Genomic DNA, 20,344 nt, shown 5'->3' on the forward strand with positions numbered 1-20,344 from the left:
ATGATCAATACATCGCCATTGCTGAACTATGTCTCAAGTCATCATGATATTAAAGCCATTAATCAGTGGCGAACGGATGTAGAAAAGCAATTGCAAGATTCATATGAAAATGGGCAATCTATTCGAGAAATCATTAAAGCTCGTTCAGATTTAGTAGATGAAGCGCTCGTCTTTTTATGGAAACATGCAGAACTTGACCAGTCAAAACTAGGTCTTTTTGCAGTAGGTGGTTACGGGCGCCGTGAAATGCTGCCCTATTCTGATGTAGATATCATGATTTTGTCTGAAGATGAAATCAGTGAAGAAAATGAAAAGCGCATCTCTACATTTATTTCCTCTTTATGGGATGTAGGAAATTTCAAACCAGGTATTAGTGTTCGTACCATTCAAAGCTGTGTTGAACAAGCCGCTACCGATTTAACTGTTGCCACCACCTTAATTGAAGCGCGTTTAATCACGGGCAATACACAACTTGCGAAATGGCCTCGCCGTATTGTTTCACAGACATGGACAGACAAAACATTTTATGACGCAAAAATGGCCGAACAAGCCAAGCGTTACCACCAACACAATAATACCGAAAGTAATTTAGAACCTGACATTAAAAATGCACCGGGCGGTATTCGTGACATTAATCAAATTGGTTGGATTGCCAAACGCCACTTCCGAGTGAACCGTATTTATGACTTAGTGCATTTAGGTTTCATTTCAGAGTTTGAATTGGCTGTTTTAGAAGAAGCTGAAAGCTTTCTTTGGGAAATTCGACATCATTTACACCGTTTATCCAAACGTGATGAAAACCGTTTACTCTTTGACCACCAAAGAGAAATTGCTGCTAAATTTGGTTACGTTCGTCAAGAAGGCCAACCTGTAAATTATGGCGTTGAGCAATTCATGAAACGCTACTACCGTACGGCGCAGCAGGTTTCAACACTCAATGAAATGTTGCTGGCGTATTTTAGTGAGTCTGTCATTACTCCTCGACTCCCCAACTATGAACGCAAAATTGAAGTTGTGAACGATCACTTTAAGATTGTCGACAATAAACTTGCAGTACAGCATCATAAAATTTTTGCAGAGCATCCGAGCGCGATCTTAGAGCTATTTTATATTTTAGCCAATCGACCAGATATTGAAGGTATTCGCGCTCGGACTTTACGCTTACTTATTCTTGCAGCGAAACGAATCAACCAAAGTTATCGCGATAATCCAGAGCATCAAGCACTGTTTATGTCGATTATTCGCTCACCATATCGTTTATACGATACCTTGGTTGCGATGAAACGTTATGGGGTTTTAGGAAACTATATTCCTGCTTTTGGCCAAATTATGGGCCTTATGCAATATGACCTATTTCATATCTATACGGTTGATGCCCACACCTTATTATTGCTGCGTAATTTAAATCGTTTTAGAGAACCTGAATTTGCCAAAGAATTCCCTGTGGTAAGTTCGGTTTTCCAACGTCTTGCTCGTCAAGATATTGTCTTTATTGCTGCTTTATTCCACGACATTGCAAAAGGCCGTGGTGGTGACCATAGTGAACTTGGCGCAGAAGACGCGATTGAGTTTGGACGTGCACATGGCTTTACTGAGCGTGAATGCAAATTAATTGCATGGCTTATTCAAAACCATTTGCTCATGTCACTTACAGCTCAGAAAAAAGATATTTCTGATCCAGATGTCGTGAAAGATTTTGCAGAAAAACTTGGCGACATGGAGCATCTTGATTATCTCTATACTTTAACAGTTGCAGATATTAACGCCACAAATCCAAAACTTTGGAACACATGGCGCGCATCGCTTATGCGTCAACTTTATACGCATGCCCGTGATGTAATCCGTACAGGTTTAGGTCGTCCTGTTGACTACCAAATGTTAATTGAAGACACCAAATTTGCAGCAAGTGAATTACTGGTAAATAACTTTGCATTGGCTGATGTCGAAAAAGTATGGCAAGAACTTGGTGATGAATACTTCATTAAAGAGTCGGCAGATGAAATTGCATGGCATACACAAGCAATTTTAAAACATGGTGATAATCCAGAGCCATTAGTCCTCTTGCGTGCTCACCGTAAAGCAGCTCAAGATGCGGTGCAAATCTTTATTTATACACGTGACCAACCCAACCTTTTTGCTACTACTGTTGCTGTTTTAGACCGCATGAACCTAGACGTTCAGGATGCAAAAATTATCACGGCCAGTACAGCATTTAGCTTAGACACTTATGTTGTACTCGATCGTTTCGGTACATTGCTTACCGACCCAGAACGTGAAGAAACCGTTAAAAATGCATTAGTGAAGGCGCTTAGCCAACCAGACCAATACCCGGGACTCATGCAACGCCGTATTCCGCGTCAATTACGTCACTTCGATATCGAAAATACAGTCGATGTAACATTGAATGAAGCCTTACAGCAAAATATGGTCGAAATTTCAACACTCGATCACCCTGGCCTACTTGCACGCGTGGGTGGTTTATTTATGATGCAAGGCTTAGACATCCATTCAGCCCGAATTGCAACTTTAGGTGAACGTGCCGAAGATATTTTCTTTGTCACCAAAAAAGATGGGAAACCGCTGAATCACGAAGAGGTCAAACTCTTCTCGGAAAAACTGAAAGCTGCATTAGATGAAGCATCTAATCAAATTTGTCAGCACTGAAACTCAACTACTTGGTAACTGTTTAATGAACTCTAGCTTGTCGTTATTACATCCGTATCCATTTGAAAAGTTAAACCAACTTTTTAAGGATACTACTCCTGCTAACCTTCCCTTGATTCCTCTATCAATTGGCGAACCTAAGCATCCAGCACCAGAGTTTGTTAAACAGGCTATTATTGATAACTTTAACCATTTATCAACTTATCCAAACAGCAAAGGCTTACCAGAGCTTCGCCAAAGCATTGCAGATTGGTTAACTAAGCGCTTTAAACTTAACAGTATTAGTGCTGAAAACCACATCTTGCCTGTCTCTGGTACACGTGAAGGCATTTTCTCTTTTGTACAGGCATTAATTAATCGTGAAGATGCACCTTATGTGGTAATGCCAAATCCGTTTTATCAAATTTACGAAGGTGCGGCTTTACTTGCAGGTGCAAAGCCATACTTCATTAATTGCACAGAAGAAAATGGCTATTTAGGTGACTTTGATGCTGTGCCAGCAGAAGTTTGGGAAAAGACAGCCCTTCTTTTTGTATGTACACCGGGTAATCCAACAGGTACTGTGCTTTCTAAAGAACAATTTAAAAAGCTGATTGCCTTATCTGATCAATATAATTTCGTTATTGCGTCTGATGAATGCTATTCAGAACTTTGGTTTGACCAAGCCCCTACGGGTTTATTAGAAGTATGTGCTGAGCTTGGCCGTGATGACTACAAAAACTGTATCGTTTTTCATTCACTTTCAAAACGCTCAAACTTACCGGGTATGCGTTCAGGTTTTGTAGCGGGTGATGCTGCTTTATTAAAGCCATATTTGCAATACCGTACCTATCACGGCGCAGCAATGCCAGTACAACATCAGCTTGCCTCAATTGCAGCATGGAATGATGAAAGCCATGTTGAAGAAAACCGTAAGCAATATCGTGCAAAATTTGACTTATTTCAATCTGAGCTAGGTCATTTACTTCCATTACAAAAACCAGATGCTGGTTTTTACTATTGGTTAAAAGTGGATAATGATGAAACTTTTTCCAAAATGCTGATGGAAAAAGCACATATTAAAGTCTTACCGGGCCGTTATTTATCTCGTGATACCGAACAAGGTAACCCTGGAGCCAACCATGTACGTATGGCGTTAGTGGCAGATTTAGCTCAATGTGAAGAAGTGGTTAAGCGTTTAAAAGCGATTCTTTAAGCCTCTTCTTAGCAGTTGTACAGCCTTTTACTCAGGTTGTACAACTGGGCTATAACACTATTTATATGTAATCAAAAGCACAGCAAAAAGAATAAAAGCTACCGCAGAACAATAATATAAACCTGTTGCAGAGCGCTTAATTTTGACTAAGATTCGTTCATAGGCCAGCAGTTTAACCAATAAGATATTCCAGATTAACACCACACCGACCATCCATACACTCATAAGCAGTTTTTGAAATAAACTAAATTTATGTTGTATAAGCAGCATTAAGCTACTATAAAACATAATATTTTTTGGATTTAGAAGACTCGATTGCAAACCTAATACCAAGCTTTTAATTTTGTTGTGCTTATCTTCTGCTTGGTCACTTAAATTATTTACGTCGGTTGAGAAATTTAGAACTGTAGATCGAGCTGCATTAAAACAAAGAAAACTCAAATAAGCCAAATATAAAGCGCCAAGCCATTTAAATATTAAAAGTAAGATACTACTTAGATTTCCAAGCAACATAAAACCAAACAGGCATCCAGCCAGAATTAAAGCATTTCCTAAAGTGATTCCTAGAACAATACCATATGTATAACGGCGTCCTTTTTGTAGAAGACTAGTGAGAATAAGAAAGAAATCTGGACCCGGTGATAAGAGTGCTAAAAAATGAGTAAATGCAATAACTAAAAAAACTTCCATAACAGCTTCATCTGTAAAACAGTCTGGAAAATCTTAGAAATAGAGCTAAACAATTTCTTGTAAATTATTGCGCGGCTGCGAGCTGGAACTGCCGAGGAGTTACCCCTGTATGTGCTTTAAAAGCTTTATGGAAATGACTTTGATCACTAAAACCTAAATTTACAGCCAATTCGGCAAGTGGCACGCCTTGTTTGAGCTGCTCTCGAGCCTGATTAATTTTTAAATTAATTTGAAATGCATGTGGAGTTAAACCTACATTTGCTTTGAATAGACGTATGATTGCATATCTGCTTAAACCTACTCGTTGAGCAAGTTCTTCTAAAGAAATAAAACCCTCTGAGGATGAAATCACATCGATCAAGTTTAAAAAGTCTTTATATAAATATTGAGGCTTTTGTATTTCTTCTAAAATAAAATGAGGTAATAACAAATGAATCAGGCAATGGAGAAGAGACTGCTCTTTTTCAAAAATTAATTTTTGCGCATCAAATAATGTCTCATTCATTTCAGTAAAAGCTTCATATAAAGATTCGTCTTTTATAATGAGCGGCTTATGCTGAGGTATATGTAAATCAAGACCTTGCTCTTGAAATTCTGAATACAGTTGATTTAACCATGCTAGATCTAAATGAAGCATCTGGTAACTCCATGCCTGATTTGGCATAGGATTACATGAATGCTCAACATGTGCGGGCACAATGACTAATGTACCCGCCGAGATCTTTTGTGCCGTGCCAAAAGAACTTTGAAAAACACTATTCCCCTCATCTATAGCACCAATTGAAAATGTTGGATGGCTATGAGACTTATAACATGTTCTGCCAAAACATGACCTTCGGGTTTCCACATAAGGCATTCGCCGATCTTGCCAAAACTCGAAAGTTTGAGGAATAGCGTTCATTGAACCCATTAACTCGCTAATGCTTTTTCAATATCAGCTTCCAATGCTTCAGGCTTGGTTGTTGGCGCATAACGATTTAAAACCGAACCATCTTTACCAACTAAAAACTTGGTAAAGTTCCATTTAATAGTACTGCTTCCTAAAATTCCTTTTGCTTCACGGGTTAAATATCTAAAGATCACATGAGCTTCAGGACCTTTTACATCTACTTTGGCAAACATAGGGAATTTCACACCATAGTTACGCTGGCAAAATGTACCTATCTCTTTATTGCTTCCGGGATCTTGCCCACCAAACTGATTGCAGGGAAAACCTAAAACTTCTAAACCTTGGTCTTTATATTTTTCATAAAGTTTTTCGAGGCCCGCAAACTGTGGAGTAAAACCACATTTACTTGCAGTATTTACAATTAATAAAACTTTACCTTTGTAATCAGCGAATTGTTTAATATCTCCCTCTAACAATTCAGCTTCAAACTGATAAATGTTACTCATGGATAGGTTTCCTCATCATTTTTTTCTTGTGTTTTCAGTTGTAATGATGCCGAGTTCACACAGTAGCGCAAACCTGTCGGCTGTGGTCCATCTTCAAAAACATGCCCAAGATGAGCTTCGCAATCATGACAAACAATTTCCGTTCTGACCATACCATGCGTTAAATCTTCATGTTCATCAATAACGCTTCCATTCAGAGGGCGAAAGAAACTTGGCCAACCACAACCGCTATCGTATTTTGCATCTGACGAAAACAATTCCGCGCCACAACAACGACAAACATATGTGCCATGTTGCTTAGTATTCCAGTATTGCCCCGTAAATGCTGGTTCAGTGCCCTTTTGTCGCGTTATCCGATATTCTTCAGGTGATAACTCTCTTTGCCATTCTCGGTCTGTTTTATTAACTTTTCCCATGACCTGCACCTTTTATTCTGATGTAAACATAAATTGATAATCGTATTTTATATTTACGCCATTCATCAAAAAAACACTAGTCTCTGAACGTAAAATTTGTTGGATTTTAAACATCTAAGTAACAGAAAGCAAAAAGTAAGCAAAATACAAAAACAAAAGAAAGCAATTTTTTATTTTATTTTCTTTTAAGGAAGCAAAGATGGTGCTATTCTTGTGTGGCACGGTTGTATAGGACAAAACATGTCTCAGAAAAAAAGTGTGCTTTTCCAGCAACTATTACCAGTTATCAAACAGTATCAGCAATCGGGCTTTACCCATGAAAAAATTGTTGAATTACTTAAAGATCAACATGATCTGAATTTGGTAACAGTCAAAACATTTAAAAGTTATTTATACCGATATGCAAAAGTGAATCCAGCTATGTCTAAAAATACTGCTACTCTCCAATCCATGCCAACTTCCCGAGAAATTAAAAAATCATCGAAGCTTGAGCATGTTTGTTATGACATTCGCGGACCAGTATTACGAGCCGCCAATGAAATGGAAGAGCAAGGACATAAAATCATTAAGCTGAATATCGGCAACCCTGCCCCATTTGGTTTTGAAGCACCACAAGAAATTATTAATGACGTTGCTTTAAACCTACCAAATGCAATTGGTTATGTAGATTCAAAAGGTATCTTTCCGGCACGTAAAGCAATCTGCCAGTACTACCAGCAAAAAGGCATCTTAAATATGCACGTTAATGACGTGTATATCGGTAATGGTGTATCTGAACTCATTGTCATGGCTATGCAAGGCCTACTCGATGATGGTGATGAAATGCTCATTCCGATGCCTGACTATCCGCTTTGGACAGCTGCCGTTAACCTGTCGGGTGGTACAGCCATTCACTATAAGTGTGATGAAGAAAACAGTTGGTATCCTGATATTGCCGATATTGAAAGTAAAATTACTTCAAACACACGTGGTATTGTCATTATCAATCCGAACAACCCAACTGGTTCGGTATATCCACGTCATGTGCTTGAGCAAATTGTGGCACTTGCAAAGAAACATGACCTGATTTTATTTGCTGACGAAATTTACGACAAAATCGTTTACGACGGCATTGAACATGTTGCTGTTGCTTCTTTAGCAGGCGACCAATTATGTATTTCTTTCAATGGGCTATCAAAAGCATATCGTATTGCTGGTTTCCGTTCAGGCTGGATGGCAATCACAGGCGATAAGAGCCGTGCAGCAGACTATATCGAAGGTCTGGATATGTTAGCTTCAATGCGTTTATGTGCAAACGTACAAGCTCAGTATGCAATTCAAACGGCGCTTGGTGGCTATCAGTCTATTAATGATTTGATCCGACCAGGTGGACGTTTATATGAACAGCGTAATATCGCATGGGAAATGTTAAATGAAATTCCTGGTGTAAGCTGTGTTAAACCAGAAGGCGCAATGTATTGTTTCCCGCGTCTTGATCCTAACATTTACCCAATCGAAGATGATGAAAAGTTAATGTTAGATTTACTTCGTGCTGAAAAAGTACTATTAGTTCAAGGAACAGGTTTTAACTGGCCAACACCAGACCATTTCCGTGTTGTTTTCTTACCAGCAGAAAACGAATTACGTGAAGCAATTGGTCGTTTAGGCCGTTTCTTAGCCAATCGCCGTTAAAAAAATGTATAATAGAAAAGGTATCTTAAATTAGGTGCCTTTTTTTATTTTTATATCATTTAAATAATTATTTAATAACTAATATCACCTATTTTAATCAGATCAATAAACCAAATTAATATACTGAATAATATAAACTTTTAAAAATAATATATAAGACTTATTTTCTCAAAAAATCTCATCCATATTTTTTACCAAACGTTTAAATTACTATATTTATCCCCTATTCCTCCTTTCGTTATTATGCAAAAAATGCATAAGTTGATATTTTTTTGCATTTCACACTGCTTCAAAATCGAGCAACAATCCCTTCCCATAACAACATCACCATATTCGATTCGGTTAATACTGATGCAAATTTAGGAAGATGAAATCAGTTACAGGACCGAACTGAACTACAAGGAAAGCTTTCAATCATCGTTATCCCATCTAAAAGATGATTGAACCCAAAGGATAGAGGTTCCTATGAAGCAAAAGAAATTGCTCAAGTATATTGTGGTTGCTATTTTACTAGGAGTATTGACGGGTTGGATCTGTCATCACTTCTTTAATGAAGGCGAGCAACTGAAGCAAATCGCTTCTTATTTCAACATCGTCACAGATATCTTTTTACGTCTCATCAAAATGATTATTGCCCCATTGGTATTTGCTACAATTGTGTGCGGCATTGTTTCAATGGGCAAATCAACTTCAATTGGTAGCATCACACTCAAGTCGATGACTTGGTTTATTACCGCTTCGTTTGTCTCACTTGCCATCGGTATGGGTTTAGCAAACTTTTTCCAACCTGGCGCGGCGCTAGACCTAGCATTACCAACAGCTCAACAACTTAGTAGTTCTTCTCTCCCAACAACTACTGGTTTTACCCTGCAATCATTCTTGAGTCACGTGTTCCCACGCAGCATTGCAGAAGCAATGGCGAACAATGATATTTTACAAGTCCTTGTTTTCTCTATTTTCTTTGGTTCAGCTCTTGCTTTTGTAAATCAGGGCAGAGAAAAAGACTCAGTTATCATTCGCTTAACTGATGAACTCAGTAAAATCATGTTCCGCATTACTGACTACGTAATGATGTTCGCACCTTTTGCAGTATTTGCTGCAATCGCTTCAGCAATTACAGTACAAGGCTTAGGCTTAATTGTTGATTATGGCATTTTAATCGCAGAATTCTACTTCGGTCTGCTATTACTTTGGGTCATTTTGTTCTCTGTTGGCGCAATCGTACTTAAAAAAGATATCTTCCGTTTAGGTAAATTGATTCGTGAACCTGTAACACTTGCTTTTGCTACAGCTTCAAGTGAATCAGCCTATCCTAAAGTTATGGATGCTTTAAATAAGTTCGGCGTGCCTAAAAAAGTAACTAGCTTCGTTTTACCTTTAGGTTATTCATTTAACCTTGATGGTTCGATGATGTACACCACCTTTGCAGTACTCTTTATCGCTCAAGCTTACAATATTGATCTGAGCTTCACCCAACAAATCTTGATTTTGTTAACGCTTATGGTGACAAGCAAAGGTATTGCTGGTGTTTCAAGAGCTTCTATTGTGGTTATCTCGGCAACACTCACAATGTTCCATTTGCCTGAAGCCGGCATTCTATTATTGCTTGGTATTGATCAGTTCCTTGATATGGGCCGTACTGCAACAAACGTAGTAGGTAATAGTATTGCGACTGCAGTTGTTGCCAAACTTGAAGGCGATAAAGTGGCTGATACTGAAGAATTACCAGAGCCTGTATTAATTAAATCAACTCAAGAACAAACAATCGCTTAAGTTTCCTTTTTCTCCCACTCTCCCAACTTAAGAGCAATTTTATACGACCTTATAAAATTGCTCTTTTTTTCCTCAAAACTAAACAATAAAAAGTTATCAGTATTTCTATATTAAATAATAGGCCAAATTACGGATTTTAATTCCTATTAAATTTCTTAAAAGTAAACCTTAAAAACAGAATAAAAAACAATCATTCAAAAATTTATATACTCAGAAATATGCACTAACTGATTATTTTTTAATTCAATTTATGATTGATTCATTATATTAAACAATTAAGATTATTATTTAATTTGAACATGAAAAATTTTATTTTATATTCTTAATAAATATAGTTTTAAAAATCAATTCAATAAATCCACCAAATGTTAAATAAAGACCCAACCCAATCTATTATTTTTTAATTTTATAAAGACTAAAAAATCATTTGCGTGAATTATATTAAAAAGTAAATAAATTCAGATAAATTAGAAAAACTTAATAGATTTTTTATTTTTTTCATGATATTTATTAGCGCTGAATAAAAGCAATGATTAAATGATTGTTGTCGAAACAAAATGATATTCAAGGATGCTTTTATTCAAACAAGTTACGGATATGTTTTATATGGTATGTATTTTGCTTAGGAAAAGCAGGCGTATTCGGCAAACTTTATACTTCGTCACTTCATAAGGATATTTTCGATGTTGACTAAAACTGTTAAATCTTTCGGTTTAGCGATGGGCTTATTAGCCTGCTCTCTCCCACTTTACGCAAAAAACAATGTTGTTGTGGTCGCTACTGGCGGTACCATTGCTGGTGCTGGTGCAAGCTCAGCAAATAGTGCAACTTATACGGCGGCAAAAGTTCCAGTTGATGCTTTAATCAATGCAGTTCCTCAAATTCAAGATTTGGCGAATGTATCTGGTATCCAAGCATTACAAGTAGCTTCTGAAAGTATTACTGACAAGGAATTATTACAAATTGCTCGTCAAGTAAATGAACTTGTTAAAAAGCCAACTGTAAATGGCGTTGTGATTACACACGGTACAGATACTTTAGAAGAAACAGCATTTTTCTTAAATCTTGTTGTTCATACTGATAAACCAATCGTACTTGTTGGCTCAATGCGCCCATCAACTGCTCTTTCAGCAGATGGTCCACTTAACCTTTATAGTGCTGTTGCATTGGCCGCTTCTGATGATGCAAAAAATAAAGGCGTTATGGTTCTCATGAACGACTCTATTTTTGCTGCTCGTGATGTAACTAAAGGCATCAACATTCATACAAATGCTTTTGTAAGCCAATGGGGTGCTTTGGGTACACTTGTTGAAGGCAAACCATATTGGTTTAGACAATCTGTTAAACGTCATACCAATGCTTCAGAATTTAATATTGAAAATATTAAAGGTGATGCTCTTCCAACAGTACAAATCGTTTATGGTTCTGACTCTATGCTTCCTGATGCTTATGAAGCATATGCAAAAGCTGGCGCTAAAGCGATTATTCATGCAGGTACAGGTAATGGTTCTGTAGCGAAATATATCGTTCCAACATTACAAAACCTTCATGACAAAAACGGTATTCAAATTATCCGCTCATCACGCGTTCCACAAGGTTTTGTGTTACGTGATGCAGAACAACCTGACTCTAAATATGGTTGGGTAGCAGCTCATGATTTGAATCCTCAAAAAGCGCGTCTTCTTGCAGCGTTGGCACTTACAAAAACCAACGATGCAAAAGAAATTCAACGCATGTTCTGGCAGTACTAAAATTTCTAGCCAGCCCAAATCAATTTGGGCTGGTTCTCTTTACTCGCTTTAATTTTCTCTTTAAAAAATAAAAGAACAACTTTGATCAATCCTTCACTTTCGTGTTCTCAACCTTCTGTTTAAATACTAAAATCCATAACAGTTGCCAAAATATTAAGCATTTCGTTTGAACTTTGCGTGTTAAACTATGCTGCGGTCGCATTAAGGATTGGTTTATGCAGTTTGTTCATCTCGGTATTTACACAGAATTTTCGATTACAGAGTCGATTGTTCGCATACCCGACTTGGTCAAGACTGCGGTAAAGGATGAAATGCCTGCGCTGGCACTTACCGACTTATCTAACCTTCATGCTGCTGTAAAATTTTATAACTCTTGCCTTAAGAAAGGCATTAAGCCTATTTTGGGTAGTACAATCCGTCTTAATGATGCCCAACATCGTGCAACTTTGCTTGCAATGAGCGATATTGGATGGAAAGGGCTGACTGAAATTGTTTCGCGTGGCTTTATTGAAGGTCAACAACTCAGTATCCCTTGTGTACAAAAAGAATGGGTTCTAGAGCAGCATCAAGATATTATTGTTTTACTTGGCCAGCATAGTGATGTTGGGCAAATGCTTTGCTCATCTAACCCGCAAAAAGCAGAACCTTTACTTGAAGAGTGGATCGAAAAGTTTGGTAATCGTGTTTATCTAGCCTTAACACGTACTGATCGTCCTGGCGAAGAAGACTTTATTCAAGAAGCTGCCAAACTTGCAGCCAAATATAATATTGGTGTTGTTGCACACAACGATGTGCACTTTATTGAAAAAGAAGATTTCGAAGCGCACGAAGCTCGTGTATGTATTGCAGATGGTTATGTTTTAGCAGATGATCGACGTCCGCGCTTATATAGTCCAGAGCAGTATTTCAAAACTTCTGATGAAATGATTGAGCTGTTCTCAGATATTCCTAGTGCTATTGAAAACACCTATCAAATCGCTAAACGCTGTAATGTCACTTTAAAGCTCGGTACTTACTTTTTACCTGAGTATCCAATTCCTGATGGTTTTACCATCGATACCTATTTTGAGCACTTATCAAAGGAAGGTTTGGAAGAGCGCTTAAATTACCTTTACCCTGTCGAAAAGCGTGGTGAAGACTGGCCCGAAATTCGTAAACCATATGATGAACGAATAGATTATGAAGTCGGAATCATCCTGAAAATGGGATTCCCTGGTTACTTCCTGATTGTCATGGACTTCATTCAATGGGCGAAAAACAATGGTGTCCCTGTTGGACCGGGCCGTGGTTCAGGTGCAGGTTCATTAGTAGCTTATAGCTTAAAAATTACAGATCTTGATCCACTTCGTTATGACCTCCTCTTCGAACGTTTCTTAAACCCGGAACGTGTATCGATGCCCGACTTTGACGTCGATTTCTGTATCGCAGGTCGTGACCGTGTGATCGATTATGTATCACGTACTTATGGCCGTGAAGCGGTTTCTCAGATTGCAACGTTCGGTACGATGGCTGCAAAAGGTGCGATTCGTGACGTTGCCCGCGTTTTAGGGAAGTCTTATGGTCTAGCTGACCGTATTTCAAAAATGGTTCCAACTAAGCCACTTGGTGTGGATTTGGCAACTGCGATTGAAATGGAACCTCAGCTTAAAGATATTGTTACCAACCCTTCCAACCCAGATAATGATGATGCCAGCGAAATTTGGGAAATGGCATTAAAGTTAGAAGGTATTACCAGAAATACAGGTAAACATGCCGGTGGTGTTGTTATTGCACCCGGTAAAATTACCGACTTCTCTGCTGTGCTTTGTGACGCAGACGGTACTAACCGCGTAGCACAGTACGATAAAGATGATGTAGAAGCTGCAGGTCTCGTAAAGTTCGACTTCTTGGGTTTACGTAACTTAACCGTTATTGAAGATGCTATCCAAAATATTAATAAAAACCGCGATAGCAATGACCCTTTAAACATTTCGCACGTCCCTCTTGACGACCCTAAAGCTTATTCTGTCTTTGCTGATGCAAATACAACCGCGGTATTCCAGTTTGAATCCGTCGGTATGAAACGAATGCTTAAAGAAGCGCGTCCAAGTAAATTCGAAGAAATTATTGCGTTCGTATCTTTATATCGTCCGGGTCCGATGGATCTGATCCCAGACTTTATTCACCGTATGCATGGTGGAGAATTTGAGTATCTTCATCCATTGCTAGAAGGTGTATTAGAACCAACCTACGGGATTATGGTTTACCAAGAACAGGTAATGCAAACTGCACAGATTTGTGCAGGTTACACACTCGGTGGCGCTGACTTGCTCCGCCGTGCAATGGGTAAAAAGAAACCTGAAGAAATGGTGAAACAGCGCCAAATCTTCCTTGAGGGTGCTGGACAAAAAGGTATTGATGAAAGCACAGCTAACCATATCTTCGACTATATGGAAAAGTTCGCAGGCTATGGTTTTAACAAATCACATGCCGCAGCCTATGCGCTTGTTGCATACCATACAGCATGGTTAAAAGCCCACTATCCTGCCGAATTTATGGCAGCAGTAATGTCATCGGAAATGCAGAACACTGACAGTGTCGTATTTTTGATTGATGACTGCCGAAATAACGGACTCGAGGTCTTACCGCCATCAGTCAATATGTCGACTTATCATTTCCATGCGAGTGATGATAAAACCATTGTTTATGGTTTAGGGGCAATTAAAGGTGTTGGTGAACAGGCAATGCAGTCTGTTATTGACTCACGTCGCCAACAAGGGCCTTATACTGACCTATTTGATTTCTGCCATCGTATTGATTTGAAAAAAATCAATAAACGAACCTTAGAAGCACTTATCCGTGCTGGTGCGCTTGATTGTTTAGGTATTGAACGTTCAAGTCTAATGGCTCAATTGCCAGAAGCTGTACAAGCTGCCGAACAAGCACGTAGTAACCGTGAAAGCGGTATTATGGACTTATTTGGTGAAGTTGAAGAAGTTCAACGTAAACCAGCTAAACCTGTTAAGCCATGGAGTGATGAAGTTCGTCTCAAAGGCGAAAAAGATACACTTGGACTATATTTAACAGGTCACCCAATTGATGTTTATCGTCAAGAACTCAAAGCGTTTATTCCTGCAAAACTTAATGAAATTACCGCAACTCGTCGCGGTGTAACGACTGTTTATGCAGGACTTGTCCTTGATGTAGCGAATTTCCCAAACCGTGTTGTTATTGTACTTGACGACGGAACAGCGCGTATTGAAGTCAGCTGTAACCACGAACGTTTCCAACGCTTTAAAGATATTATTCAAGTTGAGCGCGTAGTCGTCTTTGAAGGCGAAATCTATGAGCGTGAAGGTTTTGATCGTCCAATGGGACGCTTGAACAAAGCGTTTAGCTTAAATGAAATCAGACAAAAACGTGCCAATAGTATTCAAATCAAATTAACCCATGATCTATTGCAACCAAGTTTGGCAAAAGATCTACAAAATATATTATTGCCGTATTGTAATGTCGATATGCATCAGCATATTGCAATACAGTTACAGATTGACCAACCATATGCTCAGGCTGAGCTTCAGCTTGGCCCACAATGGAAAGTCGCTCCTTTAGATGAACTTCTTGCCAAACTAAGAGATTACTTTGGTAAGGATAATATTCATATTGAATATCAGGTAAAATCTAAGGCAGCTAAAGCAGCAGAACCTGTTCGTCCACAACCTGTTGCCTCACCTCCTGTGGACATGACTATTGATGATGCATTGGATTCATACCAAAGCGAAGTTTCTCAATATTCGTAATTTCTGGAAATCTTATGAGTTTGTTTGACGACACCGCCGTGTCAAAACAATTAGCACAAGTGCGTATTGTCATGGTCAATACCACTTTACCGGCTAATATTGGCAGTGCTTTACGCGCAATGAAAACGATGGGCTTGAGTAAGTTGGTTCTGGTTTCACCAAAAACCTACCCACATCCAGATATTCAGGCGCTTGCTGCTGGTGCACAAGATTTATTAGAACAGGTTGAAATTGTTGAAACACTCGAAGAAGCAATTAAAGATTGCCATTTAGTTTTCGGAACAAGTGCAAGAAGCCGTACTATTCCATGGCCTTTGTTAGATGTTCGCCCTGCTTCCAAAGAAGCAATCAAGGCGGCTGCACAAGGACAACAAATTGCGATCGTTTTTGGACGTGAAGACCGCGGTTTAACCAATGAAGAATTGGCTTTGGCAAACTATCACCTTACTATTCCTGTAAACTCGGACTATGGTGTACTTAACGTTGCTCAAGCGATTCAAGTGGTTTGTTATGAACTTCGTATGTCGGTATTAGAGCAAAAAGAAGTTGCTTCTGATGCTGGGCAAATGCCGCTTGCTCAAGGTCAAAGCATGCAATGGGATGAGCCGTTAGTGACTCAGCAGCAAATGGAAGAGTTCTACCCTCATTTGGAAAAAATGCTCACCGAAATTGAATTTTTAGATCCAGAAAATCCACGTTTACTACCTTTACGCTTGCGTCGTTTATTTGGTCGTATACAATTAGATCGTATGGAATATCATTTACTTCGCGGTATTTTTAGTCGAGTCCAAGCCCTCACAAGCGGCAAATGGAAAAAAGCATCATCGGACAAGGAGGATCAATCCAATGCTTAAACAGCTTAAAGAAGATATACAGGCTGTATTCGCGCGAGATCCTGCTGCACGAAATACACTCGAAGTACTTACCACTTACCCGGGTATACACGCTTTACTTTTGCATAGACTTGCACATGAATTGTGGAAAAAAGATTGCAAAGGTACCGCCCGTTTTGTTTCGTCATTTAGTCGTTTTGCAACGGGTATTGAAATTCACCCTGGTGCTAAAATCGGCAAACGCTTCTTTATCGATCATGGCATGGGCGTTGTAATTGGTGAAACTGCTGAAATTGGTGATGATGTAACGCTATACCACGGTGTTACCTTAGGTGGTACGACTTGGAATAAAGGTAAACGTCACCCAACTTTAGAAGATGGCGTGGTTGTCGGTGCTGGTGCGAAAATCTTAGGTCCATTTACGGTAGGTAAAGGTGCCAAAGTTGGTTCAAATGCGGTAGTCACAAAAGCAGTTCCTGCTGGTGTAACAGCTGTTGGTAACCCTGCACGTTATATCTATAAAGATGCCGACAAAACTAAAGATAAAGATGAAGAACGTCGCCGTGATTATGCACAAAGTATTGGTTTTGCTCCGTATGCGACTACTGCTGATCAATCTGACCCAATTTTAGAAGGAATGCGAGTTTTACTTGACCGTATTCAGCACAATGAAACGCGTATGAATAATTTGTGCCAGCGTTTGTCCGAACTTGACCCAACTTTCAAAAAAGAAAGTCAAGATGAACAGCCTTTTAGTGATGAAGAGCTAAAAATTCTTGAAGAAGTTCGTCGTGAATGCGGTGCACAGAATAAGACATCAAAAACGTAATATTCTTGATTCATAATGTAACACGCTTACCCTTGCATGTCGGTTTAGGTTTTCCTAGACTTGTTGTACCTTATTTAACTTTATAAAATGAACGGAAGATCCTATGAATTTTAAGCCTTTGGCATATATCCTTCTTGCGACCTCAAGTTTAACAGCGTGTACCATGGCACCTGTAAAAGAACAAAAAATTGAGCCGTTTGTTTTTAAGGAACCAGAGCTTACACCTCCATTTTATGCATTAAACCCATTTAATTATGATGCTCCGCCTGCATTTGAAGTTGCTTTAAAAGAAGCTGCTGCACAGCCTGTAACCAAAATGGTTGTAACTCGTCAGGATGATCCAACCAAAACACTTACATTAGATACGAATAAACTGATTGTACCTACAGTCAACAACTCACAACGTTCAATGAAGTACGCAGTTTTAGCGGGCAATAATGAAATTGATGTAACTGAAATTGATGACTTCTTACAACTTGTTGAAGGTAAAGCGCGTCACTATCCGCCTCGTTTTACTGACCGTCAAGAACGTAAAGGCTTTGAAAGCAAACTTAAGGAAGTCACTCAGCGCTTAGATACTTTAGCTGCTAATCCAGATGCTTCATTTGATATTCTTATTCGTGCTTTTAAAGCAAGTGTACTTGCCCGTAACCTTGATCTAGGTACTGCTCATACCACTAAGTCTTTAGAATATGCACAAAGACTTTTAAAAATTAATCCAGATGATGCTGAAGCGAATTTCTGGTTTGGTTTTGGTTTGTCTGAAGGTGGTGGTCAACGTGAGGCTATTCCGTATTTAGATAAAGCTATTAAAGGTAATGTTCAGGAAGCATATTTAGCCGCTGCAAATAACTATATTGCAATGGAACAAAAGAAAAATGCGATCCAGACTCTAAAAAATTACAAGGTTAAATACCCTGATGAAGCTGAAGTAGCAGACCGTTTAATTCAAGAAATTGAAAAACAAGGTCGCTGGAATGTATGGCAAGTTTTAACAAACCCTGCTATGTCTTCTGCTACCCCAAGCGCAGCTACAAAAAAGTAAGCACTTAAACTTTAAAAAAGGGCTGATTTGACAGCCCTTTTTTTATGTTTGATCAATTGAAAAATACTTTAAAATTTGTATGATCAGCATATTACTGATCCACATATTTGACCATAATGTTTGTTAGAAAAAGAAACTCAGCGCTCTTCACGGTCATACTCCTCGGTTCAATCCTGAGTGGATGTCAGGTCGTCAATGTTAAGCAACAAGCTCTCAACGTTACTATTGCAAATGAGCGTAATAGTATTCTTACCCAAGATAAACTAAGTGAAGCAAGTCTTAATGTTTTGTCCATGTCAGGGCAAGAAGCTAAGGCCTGTACAGACTCCCCAGATACTTGTGTTAATCAACTTAAAAATCTGCCCCAAATTTTAGATGAACAGCTGTTATCGGCTGCAAGTGAAATGTATCTGGCGAAAGCAATGGCTTTGTCAGATTCTTCTGAATGTAAAATTAGTCGTTTCACTAAACATAAGCCAACTGAAGAACAAAAAGTTATTCAAAATAAATATGATGAATGCTTAGATCAACAGTTAAGTCTACTCGATAAGAGTATCCGTTATAGCTATGCTTATCTGTTTTCTACAAAACGTCAGCCAACTGATCGTATTTTTGATAATAGACAAGTTCAGATACGCGACTTCTATAATCAAGCGATTGCCAAAATGGTCAGTGTGTATGATTTAAGGTATCCACAAAAAAATGTGGTAGAGCCACAAATCCATATTGGTAAGAGTGTATATTCAATTGATTTTGAGTTTCATAGACAATTATCTGGCCAAAAATTAGAAAAATTAATTTCAAGTTATAACTTAAATTTCTCAGGTTTAAGAACAATCAACCGTCGTGATGGTTTCGGTTCCGAATTTGTAGCTGTCTTCCCAAGTTCAGGCAAAGAAGACATTAATGAATACATTTTAGATCCACTTAATTACAGCTATAAAAATGGTGTAAATCCTAATATTCACCATGCACGTTATTTAGCGGCAACTATTGTTGCAGAGCCTAAACATGCCAAAACCGTTCAAGAAATTATTAATGACCCAGAATTTGTAATTCGGGTTTATGATCCTTATCGAACCGATAATATTAATGTCGCTGGTAAGCAATATCCTTTAGCTGCAAACTTCTCAGCTCCTTATGGTCTGTGGTTAGCTGAAAACAACCTAGGTGTAGCGGCTTATTTAAGCTTGATTGATCGTGATCAGCACTTAACCATGCCGCATTTATATATGCTTGAACCTTATAATCCAAACAAAAAAATTATTGTGTTGGTCCATGGTTTGGCAAGTAGTCCTGAGGCATGGATTGCACTCACTAACGATGTCATGGGCGATACTGTTTTAAGAGATAACTATCAAGTTTGGCAAGTTTTCTACTCGACCAATATGCCAATTCTGGAAAGCCGGTTCCAGATTTATGCACTCTTAAAACAAGCGTTCGGTTCGTTAAACCCAAGTGATCCTGCTGCGCATGATGCTGTGCTTGTGGGTCATAGTATGGGAGGAATTATTAGCCGTTTACTTGTAAGTGATGCTGATATTACTAAACCTGCCTTGGAGATGATGACGATCCGTCAGCAAAACCGTTTTAAGAAACACCCTATGGTGACGGAACGGTTGCAAATGCATTCAATTAGTAACTTTGATCGTGCAATTTTCTTGGCATCGCCACACCGAGGTACAGATTATGCCGATCGTTGGTTCACATTAGCTGCGCGTAAAATTATCCGCTTACCGGGTGCTTTTTTATCAGCTGTTGCAACTTCACTCACCACAGAAAATTTAGATATTAAAGATTTCTTGAATAATATTGATAATGGCCTGATTCAAAATGGACCAAGCGACTTAAGCCATCAATCTAAATTTATGGAACTCACTGAGAATATTAATCCACATCAAGGGTTAATCTTCCACTCAATTATGGGCAACATTACCAAAAGTGATGATCCAAATGTAATTACCGATGGTATTGTTCCTTATAAAAGTGCTCACTTAGAAGGTGCTAAATCTGAGAAAGTTCTACCGGGTGGACACTCTATTCAGTTAACACCACAAGCCGTATTAGAACTACGTCGTATTTTACGAGAGCATTTAGTTGAACATGGTTTGTATAAACCATAAAAAATAAAAAGAGCCAAAGGATATCCTTTGGCTCTTTTGTTTTAGGTTAGATTTTACTGCCCAGAACGAATAATGTAATCAAACGCAGAGAGTGATGCTTTAGCGCCTTCACCTGTAGCAATAATGATCTGCTTGTACGGTACAGTCGTACAGTCACCCGCAGCAAATACACCTTTTACA

General features: G+C 38.6%; 14 protein-coding genes and 1 pseudogene. 10 read left to right on the plus strand and 5 right to left on the minus strand.

What is annotated here, in order from left to right:
• The gene (gene glnD, locus RFX69_RS16635; protein ID WP_289332439.1) at positions 1-2,664 is read left to right on the plus strand and encodes a [protein-PII] uridylyltransferase; all 2,664 of its coding nucleotides are present in this window, start codon (positions 1-3) and stop codon (positions 2,662-2,664) included.
• A 25-nt stretch (positions 2,665-2,689) separates the two neighbouring features.
• Positions 2,690-3,859, plus strand: a complete 1,170-nt coding sequence (dapC, locus tag RFX69_RS16640) for a succinyldiaminopimelate transaminase (protein ID WP_289332459.1) — start codon at positions 2,690-2,692, stop codon at positions 3,857-3,859.
• 57 nt (positions 3,860-3,916) lie between these two features.
• Here the strand turns inward: dapC and RFX69_RS16645 are convergent, their stop codons facing one another.
• The 4 genes from RFX69_RS16645 to msrB form a co-directional block, all read right to left on the minus strand.
• A complete protein-coding gene (locus tag RFX69_RS16645; RefSeq protein ID WP_272317564.1) occupies positions 3,917-4,549 on the minus strand; it encodes a LysE family translocator in 633 nt (210 codons plus the stop codon).
• A gap of 64 nt (positions 4,550-4,613) precedes the next feature.
• Positions 4,614-5,459, minus strand: a complete 846-nt coding sequence (locus RFX69_RS16650) for an AraC family transcriptional regulator (protein WP_000535310.1) — start codon at positions 5,457-5,459, stop codon at positions 4,614-4,616.
• Positions 5,459-5,944, minus strand: coding sequence for a glutathione peroxidase (locus RFX69_RS16655; protein ID WP_000066032.1), 486 nt, complete (start codon positions 5,942-5,944; stop codon positions 5,459-5,461). Before RFX69_RS16655 ends, RFX69_RS16650 begins: the two co-directional genes overlap by 1 nt.
• Positions 5,941-6,360 (minus strand): peptide-methionine (R)-S-oxide reductase MsrB, encoded by a 420-nt coding sequence (msrB, locus tag RFX69_RS16660; RefSeq protein WP_000521160.1) that lies wholly within the window; start codon positions 6,358-6,360, stop codon positions 5,941-5,943. The genes RFX69_RS16655 and msrB overlap by 4 nt, the downstream gene beginning before the upstream one ends.
• 240 nt (positions 6,361-6,600) lie before the next feature.
• On the opposite strand from msrB, the gene RFX69_RS16665 reads away from it, so the two are divergent.
• From RFX69_RS16665 to RFX69_RS16700, 8 genes are all read left to right on the plus strand, one after another.
• The gene (locus RFX69_RS16665; protein WP_000078703.1) at positions 6,601-8,031 is read left to right on the plus strand and encodes a pyridoxal phosphate-dependent aminotransferase; all 1,431 of its coding nucleotides are present in this window, start codon (positions 6,601-6,603) and stop codon (positions 8,029-8,031) included.
• A 465-nt stretch (positions 8,032-8,496) separates the two neighbouring features.
• On the plus strand, positions 8,497-9,804 hold the full coding sequence (locus RFX69_RS16670; protein WP_045544229.1) for a dicarboxylate/amino acid:cation symporter: 1,308 nt from the start codon (positions 8,497-8,499) through the stop codon (positions 9,802-9,804).
• A 683-nt stretch (positions 9,805-10,487) separates the two neighbouring features.
• The gene (locus RFX69_RS16675) at positions 10,488-11,555 is read left to right on the plus strand and encodes a type II asparaginase (protein ID WP_000956445.1); all 1,068 of its coding nucleotides are present in this window, start codon (positions 10,488-10,490) and stop codon (positions 11,553-11,555) included.
• Between the two features lie 215 nt (positions 11,556-11,770).
• Positions 11,771-15,334: a DNA polymerase III subunit alpha gene (dnaE, locus tag RFX69_RS16680; RefSeq protein WP_001160984.1), complete on the plus strand. Its 3,564-nt coding sequence runs from the start codon at positions 11,771-11,773 to the stop codon at positions 15,332-15,334.
• A gap of 14 nt (positions 15,335-15,348) precedes the next feature.
• Entirely contained in the window at positions 15,349-16,188 is an 840-nt protein-coding gene (locus RFX69_RS16685) for an RNA methyltransferase (protein WP_000051401.1), read from the plus strand.
• Complete coding sequence (gene cysE / locus RFX69_RS16690) at positions 16,181-16,996, plus strand: serine O-acetyltransferase (protein WP_000917698.1); 816 nt, start codon at positions 16,181-16,183, stop codon at positions 16,994-16,996. Before RFX69_RS16685 ends, cysE begins: the two co-directional genes overlap by 8 nt.
• 103 nt (positions 16,997-17,099) lie before the next feature.
• A complete protein-coding gene (locus RFX69_RS16695) occupies positions 17,100-18,041 on the plus strand; it encodes an ABUW_2363 family tetratricopeptide repeat lipoprotein (RefSeq protein ID WP_001009742.1) in 942 nt (313 codons plus the stop codon).
• A gap of 116 nt (positions 18,042-18,157) precedes the next feature.
• The gene (locus RFX69_RS16700; RefSeq protein WP_000498044.1) at positions 18,158-20,164 is read left to right on the plus strand and encodes a triacylglycerol lipase; all 2,007 of its coding nucleotides are present in this window, start codon (positions 18,158-18,160) and stop codon (positions 20,162-20,164) included.
• A 53-nt stretch (positions 20,165-20,217) separates the two neighbouring features.
• Here RFX69_RS16700 and RFX69_RS16705 read toward each other — a convergent pair.
• Positions 20,218-20,344 (minus strand): annotated as a pseudogene (locus RFX69_RS16705) (pyridine nucleotide-disulfide oxidoreductase); the annotation flags it as partial.

It is taken from the genome of Acinetobacter sp. 148, from assembly GCF_031196675.1.
GTDB classification, from domain to species: domain Bacteria; phylum Pseudomonadota; class Gammaproteobacteria; order Pseudomonadales; family Moraxellaceae; genus Acinetobacter; species Acinetobacter baumannii.